Below are 16,269 nucleotides of genomic sequence, written 5' to 3'. Positions count from 1 at the left end.
AAAAATATCAACGCGACAAATTCATCCCTCATCATTCACAAATAACGGTTATGTCTAGCTGCCGGTCATTAACGAATTATCCCATTTGACGCGTTTCAGGAGTTCGAAGTCCGAAAGCATCTTGCCGGTACCCAGAACGACCGACGAAAGTGGATCGTCTGCGATCACCACCGGCAAACCGGTTTCGATCATTAGGCGTTTGTCCAAATTCTTGAGCAAGGCTCCGCCGCCGGTCAGAACGATACCACGTTCAACGATATCGGCCGAGAGCTCAGGTGGAGTCCGTTCGAGTGCGACGCGGACCGCGTTGATAATGGTCGAAACCGAATCCGAAAGTGCCTCGCGGATCTCTTCGTCGGTCATCGTGATGGTCTTGGGGATGCCCTCAATAAGATTTCGTCCGCGGACGTCCATCGAGAGCGGTTCTTCGAGCGGAAAGGCGCTTCCGAGAGCGATCTTGATCGCCTCGGCCGTACGTTCGCCGATCAGCAGATTGTACTTTCGTTTGATGTACTGGGTGATCGACTCGTCCATTTCGTTACCTGCCACCCGAACGGCACGCGAGTAAACGATACCCGAAAGCGAGATCACGGCGATATCCGTAGTGCCACCGCCGATATCAACGACCATATTGCCGTGTGGTTCGGTGATGGGCAATCCGGCGCCGATCGCCGCGGCCATCGCCTCTTCGACCAAGTACACCTCAGATGCCTTTGCTCGATAGGCCGAATCTTCGACCGCGCGACGTTCGACTTGCGTGATCTCCGACGGAATGCCGATGACGACGCGGGGACGAACCCAAGATTTGCCGTTGTGAGCCTTGCGGATAAAATGCTGCAGCATCTTTTCCGTAACCTCAAAGTTGGCGATAACACCGTCCTTCATCGGACGGATCGCGACGATGTTGCCCGGAGTGCGGCCTAACATTTCTTTCGCATCGCGACCGACCGCTTCGACTTGGTTAGTAATTTTATTGATCGCGACGATGGAAGGTTCGCTAACGACGATTCCACGGCCCTTCGCGTATACGAGCGTGTTCGCGGTCCCAAGGTCGATCGCAAGGTCGCTCGAAAACAAACTAAATAAAGACTTAAATGCCATTTTAAATATAAAACCCGAGCAAAAATTTAATTTTAGATATCGTGTCGAACGGAGTGAAAATCCTACCCGAAAACCGTGTTTCCCGATTGCATATGTGGCTACCGTTGGCCAAAACGTCTAACCACTAAGCATACACCCATTCAAAGCCATTTTTCTACTGTAAAGATGGTTATTTATGGTTTTTTTATCAATACAATTTCCGATCAGGCTCGCAGGCGGTACTGGTGAGCGTCACGCAGACAAAAAAAGGCGGCCCGAAGACCGCCTTACAGTTTCAACTATTGGCAATATTGCCGCTAGGGTAATGCTGTGAAATCAACGTTAGTCAGGTCGCCGGACGGCTGGACGTTCTGTGAGTTGAAGGTAAACAACTTCGAAAGTACCGAAACGGTGTACGTCGAACCTGTCAGCACATTATCGAACCTGTAATATCCAAACGGATTGGTTATTACTGTGCGGCGAGCACTTGGGCCCGAATCAACGAGCGTGACGATCGCGTTTCTGACGCCCGTACCATTCTGATTTACAACGCGTCCTGAGATCGATGCGTTTGTCGCAACTGCACCGGGTCCTTGGACCGCTACCTGGATGGGTGATCCCGTCTTGAAGAATTCGATCGTTGCATTGGCGTCTGCGGGTGGTCGATTGGAATCGAAACGGAAATTGTAGAGTGTTCCCCAACGAACAGCATTGGCGTTCGGATTTTGACCAAATGTTTCCGTCGCCCAAGTAATAGAACCTCCGGCCTGTGTGGCGAGCCACGGCGTGCTTGAGTAGCCCGTGTTTCCAACGGTGCCATCAGCACTCCATCCCGGATGTTGGGGCGGTGATTTGAATCCGACATTAGTAAGCGTTACGCCGCCCCCGATCGGAATACTAAAAGATTGGACACCGCGGTCTAGATTTTCATTGTAAACGGCATATTCGTAATGCCATACGCCTGGTGACGGATTGGTGACCTTGTAGCCGACAACTCCGACACCGTCAATACCGGGTGCGGGGATGAATTCAACCAGTGTGGCTCCGGTCCAGGCTGAGATCGCCCGCTTAGATCGTTGGGTTGTACCGACGGGCGAAAAGCTAAATGGGCTAGCCGTTCCGGAGACGTTGTACTGTCTGTAAGAGACGTTGTTGTACATATTGCACTGAGTCGGATTAGCTTGGCACCAATCGTATTCGTGCTTGGTAATATATTGAGCTTCAGCAAAATACGTCGCTCCGGGGTTTGATGCCGTGCTGAGGTCACTGATCTCGGTCAGGATGCGGTGCGACGGCCCTGTGTGGGTGTGCCCAGTGTGACTGTTGGAAGGCGTTGCCGAATCACCCCGCGGGAAAAAGCCCGTGAAAGGATTTACCCAGGCTCTCGAACCAAGACTCGGGCCTGAGTTGAGGCTCGCGGTATAAGGATCAGAACATCCGGAGCCGAGGTTGGCCCCGCCGACGCCGTTACAGCCAAATCCGCAAAGATTTTGCGTCAAAGCCGTAAAGCCGTGCTTCATCTGCGACTGTCCGATCTGCTCAAATCTCTCGTTGTTGCTCGCTCCACCGCTCATACGATACATATTTTGCGGAATGACAGGGTGGTCGTTGTCCGGCATCGCAAACCAATGCAGATTAACAGTCCCGGCGTTGCACGAGTCAGTCCCAACTGCAAGACCAACTTGAGTGCCGCTGGCTGAACCAAACTGGGCAAGGCCGTTAAGATCACCCACGATCACATCGGGCCCGGGCGTCGTGCCGCTTAGCGGGTCTGCGGGCAAAACTTCGCTTGCAACTTCGCCATTAACAACCTCTGAAACCTCGATCGGACGCAATGTCGCCGAGATATTGATCTCACCGATGATCGTTCCCGTATCGGCCGGCCGGCCAAGTTCTTTAGCGTACTCGTTGGACAATAGGACACGGCCACCGCGGATATTCAGAAGGCGTTGGTTTGCGTCATACTCGTACTCGTGACCCTCGACGTTGAAGAAAACATAGCCGGTCTTAGCATCGCGAATAACGTATTCATAGGGGCTGCCCGGAAAGGTGTTTTCCACGACCAGTTGCCTATATGAACTGTTAAGCTTGCCCGGCAATGCCGCTGCCCGTTGCGGTATGATCGGTATACTACTTGGTAGCGGTCCGCGAAGTTCGCCGTTAAAAACGATAACGGTGAAATATGTATCGTGCTCGAGGTCAAAACTAAGTGAGTTTATTCGCGGAGCTTTTGCCCCTTTACCCGAACTTGCAAGGCGGCTCATATCAAGGTCGATCGTGGCGCTTCCATTAGAAACGATCATCTTTTCGAGTGTGCCGGTGTCAACCGAACGCGGCTTCTCACCGCTACCGGTGAGCATTTTATTTGTGCCGTAACTAAACAGGACTAGTAACGGGAGCAATGCGATCAGAACTATTTTCAACATAAATTTATTTCCTAGCTAAGTACGCTGTCCTACGAGCGAAAAACGATAAAAGTTGAGACTGTTGAGTAGATGTTGCCTTTTCTTTTACATCTTTTAGGTGTTTTAATCAAGTCTTAAGTATTGTCGCCTGTGGCCGGACGCGCCCGAATTGTCCGTAATTTTTGTATGAAAAGCGGTTGCGAGGATAAGAAATCATCAAAAAAAAGATCGGTCGAACTCCCAATTCTTAAGGAATCGGGAAAAAAGCCCGGCAAGATCAGGGCGTCGACTACGAGTCGATGGCGGGCCGCAGTTCTGATCGGCGTCAATCTCCTTATCGCCCTTCATATCATTCAATGGCTCATAATGGGTCGAACCCTTTCGCCGATCGAGCCGTCGGAATCGATGTACACGCTCCAGCAGGGAACGATAAATGCCGGGTTTATCTTCTTCGTACTGGCGATATTAGCGACATTGATATTTGGGCGGTTCGTCTGCGGTTGGGGATGTCATATCCTCGCACTTCAGGATCTATGTGCGTGGCTTTTGAAAAAGATCGGGTTTACGCCACGTCCGTTTCGGTCGAGACTGTTAGTTTTTGTGCCGCTTGCGGTCGCACTCTATATGTTCGTGTGGCCGACCTTCAGCCGACTTTTCTTGGCACCCGAAACCGGCCCGGTGATCCCCCAGTTTACAAATCACCTTATTACGACTGAGTTTTGGAGCACATTTCCGCCGATCGCGGTCGCGATACCATTCCTTTTTATCTGCGGTTTTATGACCGTATATTTTCTCGGATCGAAGGGCTTTTGCACTTATGTGTGTCCATACGGAGGATTTTTCAGCCTTGCCGACAAGGTCGCTCCGGGCAGGATCCGCGTGACCGATGACTGTAATCAATGCGGACATTGCACGGCGGTCTGCACATCAAATGTATTAGTCCACGCTGAAGTCGCCGAATTCGGAATGGTCGTCGATGCCGGTTGTATGAAGTGTCTGGATTGCGTTAGCGTTTGTCCAAATGATGCACTCTATTTTGGATTTGGAAAGCCTGCGACTGCGATCGCAAAATCGGTTAAGAAAAACTTTTCGCTGACCTGGCCGGAAGAGATCGTCGCCGCCGTCGTTTTCTTTGCGAGTTTTATGGCAGTTTGGGACGTTTACCAGTTGGTTCCGATGCTTATGGCACTCGGCATCGCTGCAGTCACCACATTTGTTGCAATGCGTACTTGGCGGCTTTTGACGGTCGATGACCTGTCGTTTTACAGATATAGCTTAAAATCATCCGGAATGATCAAGACCGCGGGCTGGACGTTTCTATTATTTTCTTTCATCTGGATCGGGCTGAACGTCCACAGCGGTTGGATACGTTACAACGAGCGTGCGGGTGCAATGGCATTTCAGAGTCTGCAAATACCTGACGAACTCGCACTTGCTCGGTCAAATCCGGACCCGTGGTTGAGTGTGGCCGATCGTAAGAGCATATCTGAAGGAAAAGATCATTTCGACAAAGCCGCAAATGCCGGACTATTTACCAACATCGATGCCGCCCCGAAACTGGCTTGGTTTGAGTACCTTTCGGGCAACCCTGAGCAGGCCATTGTTCACTTGGCCACGGCGGCCGAACGGCAAACGGGGCAGGGTAGGGCACTGAGCCTCTATTATCGCGGTGCGATCCTGAATCGTCTTGGACGCTTTGACGAGGCGATGATCAGCCTCGATAAAGCCCTCGAAGAGCGACCCGATCTGGCCGCGGCACGCGAGGAAAAGGGCGAGTCATTATGGCAACTCGGACGCAAAGAGGATGCGATCGCTACGTGGAATGACGCTGTAAAAAATAATCCACGACTTGTGTTGGCAAACAGTTTTTTGGCGGGGGCGGCCGAGTCGATGGGACAGCCGGATGCGGCGGCGGCGTATAGGAAAAGCGCCAGCCAGTATGTACCGGCCGACGCCCGATTTCACTTTATGCTAGGGTTACGGCTTCAAAAGACCGGGATGAATGAGATCGCCAAAGAAAACTTCCAACGAGCCGTAAAACTTGACCCATCGATACAAACACGATGGATGCTCAGTTCCGGTGACCGCTAGGTCAAGCCCGCAATTGATCAAATCGTACCTACTTCGGGGCTTCGGTCATATGATCTTTAGCACTTTCCTTTCCCGTATCCTTTTGCGGTAATACGTATGTCGGATCGACGGTTTCAGATGGAACAGGTTCGAGTGCAGCACTAAGTACATCACTGATCCTCGTTGCCGTAAATACCGCAAGTTCCTTTCGGACGTCATCCGGGATTTGTAAACTCCTTGGTTCTGCTAGTTAAGGGTATCTGGCTGGCACCGATAATGAGAACATTGATGCCAATCGGGCTCGCGAAGACGTGGACATCCACGAGGTCCAGGATCGATCCTTGTCGACACCTCCGGTTTTTTCTGAATTATAGCCGAGACGAACACCAACACGACCTTACCTTTCGTTTGTTCAACAAGGGACGGAATCCCTCCACTCAGAGCTTCGATATGCCGGAATTTGTGCCGCTGGCGCACGTCAAAACATTTCCAATAGCCCCGTCGCTGACCTCCGACCCCATTTTGGTCTGGCCCGTAGTCCGACTCTCTCCAATTTTTGTAATCGCTTGGAACTAGTTCTGAAAGCCTTAGTTGGTCTAACTCTATATCAATTCCAAGTAGATTCGTTACGGTTGCATTTTCTTCATAGATTCCGAACATTCGACTTCTTGGTTCTCAATTAAAATTCATTTCTGGCTATTTTGAGCTTGACACGATTGGGGGGGGGGATAATGTGCGTTCCAAGTCTGTCACAATTAAGGAGTCAATCTATATGAAAGTGTTGTTCAAAGTTTTAGCGGCTTTTGTTTTGGTTTGTGCGATTTACTTTGTCTCCGGTGCAAAGAATGTTCGTGCGGACGGCATGGAAGAACTAGAAGAAACCAGCTGTACCGGAACTTCTTGTCAAGTTTGTCAATGTGGTTATAATCGTTGCGTAAACAAGGGAAATTGGGAACCGGGCTGTTCCCAACATTTCTATTCTTGCATTGGCGGTGATTATTCCTGTATGCAACCTTAATCGTCTTCAAGGAGGAGATGATGTTAGGCGTTATGTGCGTACATAGCGCCTAACCGATTAAACCGACCTATGAAACTTAAGTACCTAGTTGTTTTCATATTTACTTACCTCGCTTTGGCTACGCCGTCGCTAGGTCAGACAATTGTAATGGTCGAACCCTTATTGACTGATGAACAATTAGCCCTAATCAAGAGCAACGCAATCGAGCTAATTCGTGAGACAGGCAAGAATTCATTGGACTTAACCGATGGAAATTCACGCATCGAGTCACATTTTCAAACCGCTAAGCTTTTGTATAAATATGATCCTAATATCTCAATAAACTTTCTCGAAAAAGCCTGGCGCGATAGCTTTTCTGACGACTTAAAGAACAAACCTTATACGAATTCGCAACGAAACAAAATCATTGACCTTGCTTCTAAAATCGCGCCCGAATATGCGAAGAAGTGGTTGGGCGAAATAACACAAAATAAAATCGACGAAGAAAGCCTAAACGTTAAAACAGCCAATATGACTGACCGAGAAATGGCGAATCTTACATTGCGGGTTGCTTTAGCGAAACTAGAAACCAATCCTGATGTGGCGGTGTCGTTAGCCCTGTCGTCGCTTTCACAATACGGCAAGTTGTCGAAAGGCTTCGGGCCCTTCGTTGACCGGCTTGTTGTCCTGAATCGCTTAGATTTGGAGATATCCGTTCTCAAAGGAATTTCAGATTTCATAAAGGATCGACCCAGTCTGGACGGAGAAGATTTGTTGGCGGCGATGAACTTGCTCGTCTCCAAGCATGCGAGTGTCGAATATCGCACTAAGTTATTCGCATATCTTCTGGACTCCGGGCGTCTAATTATTAGGAATCAAAGCCAAGGCTCGGAAGGACAGTCAAACAGATTGTCTGGAGATCAAATGGATTTGATCTATTCATATTTCAACTTTCCGTTACACGCATTCACCTTAAATGAATTTACCAGCGGACTTGCTTCACTTGACGAGGTAATGTCGGAAATGAGGCAGTTTGTTTCCCCTGGGTTACTAACTGATCCTCTTCGCAATCCATTGCCGATCGAAAGACAGATTGAGGACGCGATGAAAGTCGTCGGGTCAAAGGAACGAGATGCTCGACTTGTGAAAATTGCGACGTGGTTGTTAGGCAGAAGAAAAGGAAACGAAAAAAATAACCTTACGCTTGCTATTGACGTCTCCGACAATATATCGAATTTGGAAATTCGGGAGACGCTTAGAGACTATGTCAAAATGGCAGAAATCGAAACACTCGTGGAGCAAAAAGATTTCTCCGGTGCAGAGAAAAAGGCCCGCTCAATATCCCTTCCCGAATTGAAGACTTGGGAATTAATTGTGATCGGTAAACTTCAAGGGGGAAACAATTCGATAGCCGCCGACCTTTATGAGGCTGCTCTAGATTCACTACAGAAGGCTGCCGCAACAAATTACAAAACGCAATTGGCATTAATCCTAGCTTCGTTGTTTAGAAAACACGATGAGGGCAAATCGCTAGAAATACTATCTCAAGCCGTCAAATTCTCCAATGAGGCAAAAAAACAAGAAGAAGAAAAGCACGAGATAGGCTTGATGTTTGATACACATTTAGGCGGCATGGACTTTGCAGATTACGATTTTGATGTCCTCGCGACGAACGTCGAGATTCCCAAAGAGCTAGGCAAGCTAGCGATCAACTTCTGGTTTCCGTGCGTAAACTTAAGCCGGCAAATGCAGCCATTAGTACTGCGACTTAATCTACAACGAATGCTCGCTGAATCGGCACTTAAATATGTCGATGCTGCTGAACAAAATAAAAAGAAAAAAGAAAATGAACCTCACAAAAGAGCTTGAAAACATTGCGAATTTGACGATTATTATTTTAGCAATTGTCTTGGTCGGATTGCTCGCCAGAAATTACTACTTTGGTACTCCGAAAATTGACTCGGTAAGTGTTGGCGAAAAGATCGTAGTGCCCGAACTCGACTTTTCAAATTCGAATCACACCCTCGTCGTGGCTCTTCGACATGATTGTCATTTTTGTGAAGAAAGTAAGGATTTTTATCAAAGTCTCCTGCAGTACGCCTCCAATGCTAAGGATATCAAAGTGGTCGCGGTCTTCAGTGAAGAAAACCCAGATAGCAAAGGGTTTTTAGAGGGTATGAATCCCAAATTCCCCAACGTAAAAACGGTGCCTTTCCGGACACTCAGAATCAATGCCACACCCACGATCATCGACGTGAATAGACACGGATTGATCCAAGCTGTTTGGAGAGGGAAATTGCCGCCTGATAGGGAGGGCGAATTCTTCGCAAGCCTAAAACAATAGCTTGATTATAACTAATTCTCCTTTGCAATTAACGGATCGGCTATGTCGGGCTTAGTATCGATATTCTGAACAGTGTACGACGTCAACGCATTGTCATTGGCATCTTTTTCGAGTGCAGCACTAAGTACATCACTGATCCTTGTTGCCGGAAATACCGCAAGTTCCTTTCGGACGTCATCGGGGATCTCTTCGAGATCAACTTCGTTTCGATCCGGCAATATAATTCGCCGAATACCCGCACGATGAGCAGCGAGTACCTTCTCTTTGACTCCCCCAACCGGAAACACAAGTCCCGAGAGTGTGATCTCTCCCGTCATCGCAGTATCCGACCTAACCTTACGGCCGGTGTACAACGATGCCAGAGCCGAGGCCATTGTAACACCTGCACTTGGCCCGTCTTTCGGTATCGCTCCCGCAGGCACGTGGATATGAACACCGTTTTGCTTGATAGCCTCGGGATCGATCCCGAGTTCGACTGCGTGAGACCACAGATAGCTACGGGCGGCCTGAGCCGACTCTTTCATCACGTCACCAAGTTGGCCGGTCAGCGTCAGTCCGCTGCCGCCCGGCAACAGCGTCGCCTCGATGAACAAAACCTCTCCGCCCATCTCGGTCCACGCCATACCGGTCGCGACTCCCGGTGGCAGTTCCTTTCTCGCTTCTTCGGGATACACTCGTGGTGGCCCGATATACCCCTTGATCTCTTCGGCAGTGATCGAGACCTTTTCATTCAGTCCCTCGGCAACCTTAAGAGCCACCTTTCGTGCCAGGTTGCCGACGGTTCGTTCAAGCTGTCGGACGCCGGCTTCGCGGGTATAACGAGATGTTAAAAGGTTTACAGCGTCGTCAGATATTTCAAGTTGGTCTTCGGTCAATCCATTTTCCTTGATCTGCCGCGGAATAAGGTACTGCCTGGCGATTCCCAATTTCTCCCGATCGCTGTAGCCACCGAGATGGATGATCTCCATTCGGTCGCGTAGGGGCATTGGTATCGGCTGTAACTGGTTAGCGGTCGCGATAAAGAACACTTTTGAAAGATCGAACGGCAGGTCGATGTAATTGTCGCGAAATGTGTTGTTTTGAGCCGGGTCGAGTATTTCGAGCAAGGCAGACGCAGGGTCGCCGCGGAAATCGTTGCCAAGCTTATCGATCTCATCGAGCATTAACACAGGATTGTTGACGGACACGCGCCGCAACGACTGGATTATACGGCCGGGCATAGCCCCGATATAGGTTCGGCGATGTCCGCGAAGTTCAGCCTCATCACGCATTCCGCCAAGTGACATACGATCAAACTCACGTCCAAGGGCACGAGCGATCGATCGTCCTAGTGAGGTCTTGCCGACTCCTGGCGGTCCTACAAAAAGGATGATCGGACTCTTAGAATCAGGTCGGAGTTTGACGACTGCAAGTGACTCCAGGATGCGTTCTTTAATATCGTCGAGGCCATAATGGTCTTCGTCAAGTATCTTGCGAGCCTCGGCCAGATCGAGTTTCTCCTCGCTAGATCGTCGCCAGGGCAATTCCAGAATGTACTCGATATAGGTGCGAATGACGTGGTAATCCGGTGCCGATTGAGGCAACTGCTCCATCCGCTTGAGTTCGCGTGTCGCCTCTTTTCGGACGTCATCGGGCAAATCGGCCTTTTCCAGGCGTTCGCGCAGTTGTTCCGCCTCGGCCTGCTCGCCGGACTCGTCGTCGCCGAGTTCTTTCTGGATCGCTTTCATTTGCTGCCGAAGGACGTAATCGCGTTGCGATTTGTCCATCTCTTGCTGGGCCTCAGAAGCAATCTTCGAACGGATCTGCATAATCTCGACCTCTCGGGCGAGAGCGGCGTGCGCCAGCGTCAAAAGGCCGTCGACGCTACTTGATTCGAGCATCTTCTGCTCGGTCTCTGTCCCGAGATCGAGGACCGAGGCAAGAAAATACGAAAGTTGAACCGGATCTTCCTGCGACATTACTGCCAAACGAATCTCGGGCGGAACATTTGGAAGCAGTGCCAGAGCTTCTTGGATCATCCCCTGAATATTGCGCTTAAGTGCCTCTATCTCTTCGTCATCGTCGCGGCGAAGCACGGGCAATATCTGTATCTTGGCCTTGAGATACGGTTGTTCACCGGTCCATTCGAGTACCTCAAAACGATCGATACCCTGGACGATAAGCTGCATCACGCCCTCATTACGCATCATTCGCTTGATATTTACGACGGTGCCGATCTGATACAGGTCGGTTGGTGTCGCATCGTCACCGGTCACGTTCTCGGTTTTTGTGGTGACGCAGGCGATCAGCTTTTCTTCGGTGGCAAGAGCGGATTCGACCGCGCGGGTCGAACGCTCGCGACCGACCGCCAATGGCACGACCGTGTCCGGGAAAAGCGTGGTGTTTTGCAGCGGCAATACCGCTATCTCTAGTTGTTGCGGTAGTGGCGGCACCGCAGCATCGATGATCTCTTCATCATTAATGTCAGCCATAGACTCCTCGATCAAACCAATTACTTAGATGCCTTGCGCAGGTGAATTATCAATAGACCGTTTTCAAAATTATGTTCAACGACAGCTCCCTCGATCGACGCTGGGAATTTGAGCGTTTTCTCAAAATTGCTGTAAGTGATCTCCATCTGCTGATACGAAACGCCCGTGCCGCACGATCTGTCTTTGCGACAACCGGCGATGTAAAGGACGTTGCCTTGTACATCAAGTTCTATGTCCTCAGCTGAAACGCCGGCGAGTTCGACCTTGACCAGCCAACCGTCAGGCGTCTGAAATACATCAGCCGCGGGGTACCACAGGCGTCCGGACTGGACGTTTTTAGAAGTGCCAAGAAATTGAAAATTCCGATTAATAGATCTTGCCATTGATAGTGACTGCTATTCGCCCAAAATGGATGCTATCATCGCTTACCCCAAAAACTGCTTCCGCTCGAGATCTCTTCGAGAGCCTCGGCGATCTCGAGTTCGTCCTCGGTCTCAAGTGCAACGTCGGCCATCGAGATAATCCCCGCAAGTCCGCCCGTCTCATCGATAACCGGGATTCGGCGCACCTGTTTGTCACCCATCAACCTTATCGCCTCGAAGACATAATCATCGGGCCCGACCGTTGAAAGGTCCTTGGACATTACATTGCTAATAAGGGAAGTGGCGTCGATCCCCTCGGCGATCGAACGGACTACAATATCCCGATCGGTGACGATGCCGACGAGTTTCCCATTATCCAAGATCGGAACCGCTCCCATATCGCCGTCACGCATCAGTTCGGCGACCTGCCTTATAGTTTGCTCGGGCGACGCGGTTCTGACGCTATTGGTCATAATTTCGCGGCACTTTTTTCGCGATTTTGCGGGAGCATCGGTTTCGGTCATATTTTGCATCTCCTGATAGCCTTATTTTGGGCGACTAACGGCAATAAATCAAGGGAATAGTCGCGTAGTGCGGGCTACCCGTTTTTCTCAGTAAAGTCGATCATTCGCTGCAACGCGATGTTGGCGAAATGTTTTGTCTCGTCATCTACAATGATCTCGTTGACAATATTGCCCTCGACAAGATTCTCCATTGCCCAAGCCAGATTCTGTGGGGCGATGCGGTACATCGTCGCGCACATACACAGGTCGGGTGCGAGCAGTTGGATCTGTTTGTCCGGAAAGCGGTCTTGTAAACGAGTAACAAGATTTACCTCGGTGCCGATCGCCCATTTCGATCCCGTCGGCGAATTTTCGACCGTTTTGATAATAAACGATGTCGAACCGTCGAGATCGGCCATATCGACAACCTCCTTTGGGCATTCGGGATGAACGATCACTTTCATTCCGGGGTGGTCCTTGCGAATCTTGTCCACGTGCCACGGTTTGAATCGCCCGTGTACGGAACAATGTCCGCGCCAGAGAATCAATTTGGCCTGATGGAGTTGCTCTTCCGTGTTACCGCCTAGTTCCTCGTGTGGATTCCACAAAACCATTTGTTCGAGCGGTATGCCGAATTTCGAACCAGTATTTCTTCCAAGATGCTGATCGGGGAAAAAGAACATCTTGTCGAATTCCTTGAGATAGATATCGAAGAGCGGGATCGCGTTTGACGATGTGCATACGACGCCTTCGTTGCGTCCGCAAAATGCCTTGATCTGGGCTGTAGAATTCATGTACGTGATCGGAGCGACTTTGCTATTCAAAACCCCGATCTCCCGCAACTGTTCCCACGCATCTTCCACCTGATCGATCGAGGCCATATCCGCCATCGAACAGCCCGCACCTAGATCCGGCAAGATCACGTGCTGTTTGTCCTTGCCGACGATATCAGCCGATTCGGCCATAAAGTGTACGCCGCAAAATACGATATATTCAGCGTCGGTCTGCGAGGCCATCACTGATAATTGATAGCTGTCGCCGGTCAGATCGGCGTGCCGGATGACGTCATTGCGCTGATAGTGGTGGCCGAGAATCACGACTCGCTTGCCTAATTCTCCACGAGCCGCCTCGATCCGTTCTGCCAACTCGGAGTCGGACATAACCAGATAATTTTCGAATGTTTGTGCTATTTCCAGTGTGGCTGACATCAGTTTCTCCTAAGAAAAATGATGTCACTTCGGTGGAATTAAGGCAAGCAGGCGTGAATGCCCGATTTGGCCGTGTGGCGGCAGGACCAAATACTATCGAGCGAACAAAAGTTTGTCGATCAAGTGGATAATGCCGTACGAAATACCGGCGATTACGGCAGCTGCAGGTATAGTTAATACCCACGCCCAGACGATCCGTCCGGCGACGCCCCATTTAACCGCTGAAAACCGCTTTGCCGAACCGACGCCTACGATCGCACCAGTAATTGTATGGGTCGTTGAAACGGGAATGCCAAAGTGAGTCGCAAATGCGAGCGTTATAGCTCCCGCTGTTTCAGCGCAAAATCCGCCCACGGGTTGGAGTTTCACAATCTTCGAGCCCATCGTTTTAACGATGCGCCATCCACCGGTCAAGGTGCCGAGTGCGATAGCTCCCTGAGCTGAGATCTCGACCCAAAGCGGAATATCCGGTAATCCCGTACACGGGCCGATCTCGGCAATATTCTTGCACGGGATGATAGCCGGTTCGAGAAAGTGCCCGGCGACGAGTACGGCCGTGATAATACCCATCGTTTTCTGTGCATCGTTACCACCGTGTCCGAGAGAGTATGCAGCAGCCGAAAATAACTGTCCCACGCGAAAAAACTTATCTACTCTAGCCAGCGGCAGTTTCCGAAACAGCCAGAAAACCGCCGTCATTAGGAAGTAGCCCAGAGCCATTCCTAATAGCGGCGCTCCGACTATAAATCCAAGCGTGAGGTACCAGCCTGCAGGAATAATAACTCCGAATCCCCAAGCTGCCGTTACGGCGGCACCCGCGTAGCCGCCGATAAGAGCGTGAGAGCTCGACGTCGGCAAACCTAGCCACCACGTAATCAGATTCCACGCTATCACACCGAGCAACCCCGCGAGCAAAACGAGTAAATGCTGGTCCGAGTTGATAGGTTTCAGATCAACGAGGCCGCCGCCGATCATCTTGGCAACGCCGGTACCGAAGACCAAAAACGCTATGAAATTAAAGAATGCTGCCCAAATAACCGCGACACCCGGGCTGAGTACACGCGTCGAGACAACGGTCGCGATCGAGTTCGCGGCATCGTGCATGCCATTCGTGTAATCGAAGATCAAGGCAACCGCAATAATGAATACAACCAGGACCGTTGTGCTTTCCATAACTTGAATCGCAGTTCTTTAATTATGTTTGAGGATGATGCTTTCGATGATGTTCCCGACGCTCTCGCATCGATCGGTGGCGTTTTCCAGGATCTCGTAAAGATCCTTCCACTTGATGATGTGAACGGCATCCGTATTGTTCTTGAATAATGCTGCCATCGCGTTGAAATAGACTTCGTCAGCGTCGTTTTCGAGCCGCTGGATCTCAAGCAAGTGCTTTTCGAGTCCCTTTGCGTCCTTTAGCAACGCTGCGGCCTTATCGATCTCAAGAGCCAACTTCTGAATTAACTCCGCAAGCTGTACGGCAAATTCGTCCGTATTGTGGATGTCATACATCACGACCGCACGAGCTGCCGCATCTATGTAATCGCAGACATCGTCAAGTGCGACAGACAGTGTATATATGTCCTCGCGGTCAAAAGGTGTGATAAATGACTTGTTGAGTTTTATGGTGATGAGATGGGTGATCTCATCGCATTCGTGCTCAACATTCTTGATCTTTTTAGAAAGGGCGGCGTAATTTCCGTCCGGCCCCTTCATCAATTCGATCAATATTGCGGCCGCTTCCTGAATTTTTGCGGTCATTTGCAGAAACAGAGCAAAATACTGATCTTCCTTCGGTAAAAAGCTAAATGCCATTTTCGACGTCTCCGATACTAAATTCTTAATTGAGAAACTAAATATATTCCAAAGAGCAAGCGATGTCCACGAAGTGGGACATTACATTCGAGCACTGTGCTTAATGAACACGGCCTCGATCAGATATACGTTAAGTTCGCATATATCTTTAACGTAGTCGCCAATGCGTTCGATATTCTTGGCAACAAACAAAAGGCGAGCGGCCCCGTTGGCCGCCATCGGGCTCTTGACCATTGTCTGGATCAATCCGTCAAAAACGCGGCGGTAACAACGGTCCAATTCACGGTCACGGCCGATGATCTCACGCGATGCACCGGCATCCTCTGATGTAAAGGCATTGAGAGATTCGCTCAGCATACCACCGGCGATATCAGCCATCAATGAAAAATCTATATAGCTGTCGATCTGCGGCTCGTTATTGAGAACGATCGCGGCCTCAGCGATGCTTGATGCGTGATCAGCTATTCGCTCAAGGATCGGCGTTATCTTGGCTACCGACACTACAAACCTAAGGTCGTGCTCCGCCATTTGCCGTGTTGCAAGTATTTCAACCGCCAATTGATCGATCTCGAGTTCCATCAGGTCGATCAATTTGTCATCTTCGCAAACGCTACGGGCGAGATCAGAATCTCGCTCCTTAAGTGATCGCATTGCCCGATGCACCGCATCCTCGGTCTTACCGCCAAGCAGTAACACCTTATCGCGGAGCGTATCAAGCTGTGTTTTGATCTCAAAAATTGTCATCGATAAAGGACTAACTATGATCGAGGCGAATAATGTTCCTGCTAAGTTGCCGTAATAGTTATGGTCACGCGATTTTGCCAACCGACTATTCGCAAGATCTATTCGCACAACACTACCGTCCAAAGCTTTACAGTATACTTAACATATTCCGATTTCACGGACTGCCCATTCGTTCTGTAACATATAGTTAACATTAACCTAAAAATGCTCGTTACCATTCGGCGGCAAACGCGAACCCCTGCGGGTTTCATCGAAACCGAACGATCGACGGTT

The 16,269-nt window shown here is 50.0% G+C and carries 12 protein-coding genes; 3 read left to right on the top strand and 9 right to left on the bottom strand.

Annotated features, from left to right (window positions below):
- Nucleotides 1-54: 54 nt before the first annotated feature.
- A complete protein-coding gene (locus IPQ00_11965; protein MBL0241273.1) occupies nt 55-1,101 on the bottom strand; it encodes a rod shape-determining protein in 1,047 nt (348 codons plus the stop codon).
- A 296-nt stretch (nt 1,102-1,397) separates the two neighbouring features.
- The gene (locus IPQ00_11960; GenBank protein ID MBL0241272.1) at nt 1,398-3,506 is read right to left on the bottom strand and encodes a carboxypeptidase regulatory-like domain-containing protein; all 2,109 of its coding nucleotides are present in this window, start codon (nt 3,504-3,506) and stop codon (nt 1,398-1,400) included.
- A 165-nt stretch (nt 3,507-3,671) separates the two neighbouring features.
- On the opposite strand from IPQ00_11960, the gene IPQ00_11955 reads away from it, so the two are divergent.
- The 3 genes from IPQ00_11955 to IPQ00_11945 all read left to right on the top strand — a co-directional run bounded on the left by IPQ00_11955 (nt 3,672) and on the right by IPQ00_11945 (nt 8,896).
- On the top strand, nt 3,672-5,576 hold the full coding sequence (locus IPQ00_11955) for a tetratricopeptide repeat protein (GenBank protein MBL0241271.1): 1,905 nt from the start codon (nt 3,672-3,674) through the stop codon (nt 5,574-5,576).
- Between the two features lie 1,066 nt (nt 5,577-6,642).
- On the top strand, nt 6,643-8,421 hold the full coding sequence (locus IPQ00_11950) for a hypothetical protein (protein MBL0241270.1): 1,779 nt from the start codon (nt 6,643-6,645) through the stop codon (nt 8,419-8,421).
- A complete protein-coding gene (locus IPQ00_11945; GenBank protein MBL0241269.1) occupies nt 8,399-8,896 on the top strand; it encodes a hypothetical protein in 498 nt (165 codons plus the stop codon). Before IPQ00_11950 ends, IPQ00_11945 begins: the two co-directional genes overlap by 23 nt.
- A gap of 11 nt (nt 8,897-8,907) precedes the next feature.
- On the opposite strand, the gene lon is transcribed toward IPQ00_11945, so the two are convergent.
- The 7 genes from lon to phoU all read right to left on the bottom strand — a co-directional run bounded on the left by lon (nt 8,908) and on the right by phoU (nt 16,104).
- Nucleotides 8,908-11,367 carry an endopeptidase La gene (lon, locus tag IPQ00_11940; protein ID MBL0241268.1) on the bottom strand — a complete coding sequence of 820 codons (2,460 nt, stop codon included), beginning with the start codon at nt 11,365-11,367 and terminating at the stop codon, nt 8,908-8,910.
- Nucleotides 11,368-11,387: 20 nt separating this feature from the next.
- Nucleotides 11,388-11,750, bottom strand: coding sequence for an Hsp20/alpha crystallin family protein (locus IPQ00_11935; GenBank protein MBL0241267.1), 363 nt, complete (start codon nt 11,748-11,750; stop codon nt 11,388-11,390).
- 35 nt (nt 11,751-11,785) lie between these two features.
- Complete coding sequence (locus IPQ00_11930; GenBank protein MBL0241266.1) at nt 11,786-12,253, bottom strand: CBS domain-containing protein; 468 nt, start codon at nt 12,251-12,253, stop codon at nt 11,786-11,788.
- 74 nt (nt 12,254-12,327) lie between these two features.
- Nucleotides 12,328-13,440 carry a quinolinate synthase NadA gene (gene nadA, locus IPQ00_11925; GenBank protein MBL0241265.1) on the bottom strand — a complete coding sequence of 371 codons (1,113 nt, stop codon included), beginning with the start codon at nt 13,438-13,440 and terminating at the stop codon, nt 12,328-12,330.
- Nucleotides 13,441-13,533: 93 nt separating this feature from the next.
- Nucleotides 13,534-14,613, bottom strand: a complete 1,080-nt coding sequence (locus IPQ00_11920) for an inorganic phosphate transporter (GenBank protein ID MBL0241264.1) — start codon at nt 14,611-14,613, stop codon at nt 13,534-13,536.
- An 18-nt stretch (nt 14,614-14,631) separates the two neighbouring features.
- Nucleotides 14,632-15,252: a DUF47 domain-containing protein gene (locus IPQ00_11915; protein MBL0241263.1), complete on the bottom strand. Its 621-nt coding sequence runs from the start codon at nt 15,250-15,252 to the stop codon at nt 14,632-14,634.
- Nucleotides 15,253-15,333: 81 nt separating this feature from the next.
- Nucleotides 15,334-16,104, bottom strand: a complete 771-nt coding sequence (gene phoU / locus IPQ00_11910) for a phosphate signaling complex protein PhoU (GenBank protein MBL0241262.1) — start codon at nt 16,102-16,104, stop codon at nt 15,334-15,336.
- Between the last annotated feature and the right edge of the window lie 165 nt (nt 16,105-16,269).

The organism is Chloracidobacterium sp. (assembly GCA_016720705.1).
In the GTDB taxonomy this organism is placed as follows: Bacteria; Acidobacteriota; Blastocatellia; order Pyrinomonadales; family Pyrinomonadaceae; genus OLB17.
This window is presented reverse-complemented; position numbering and strand designations above follow the sequence as displayed.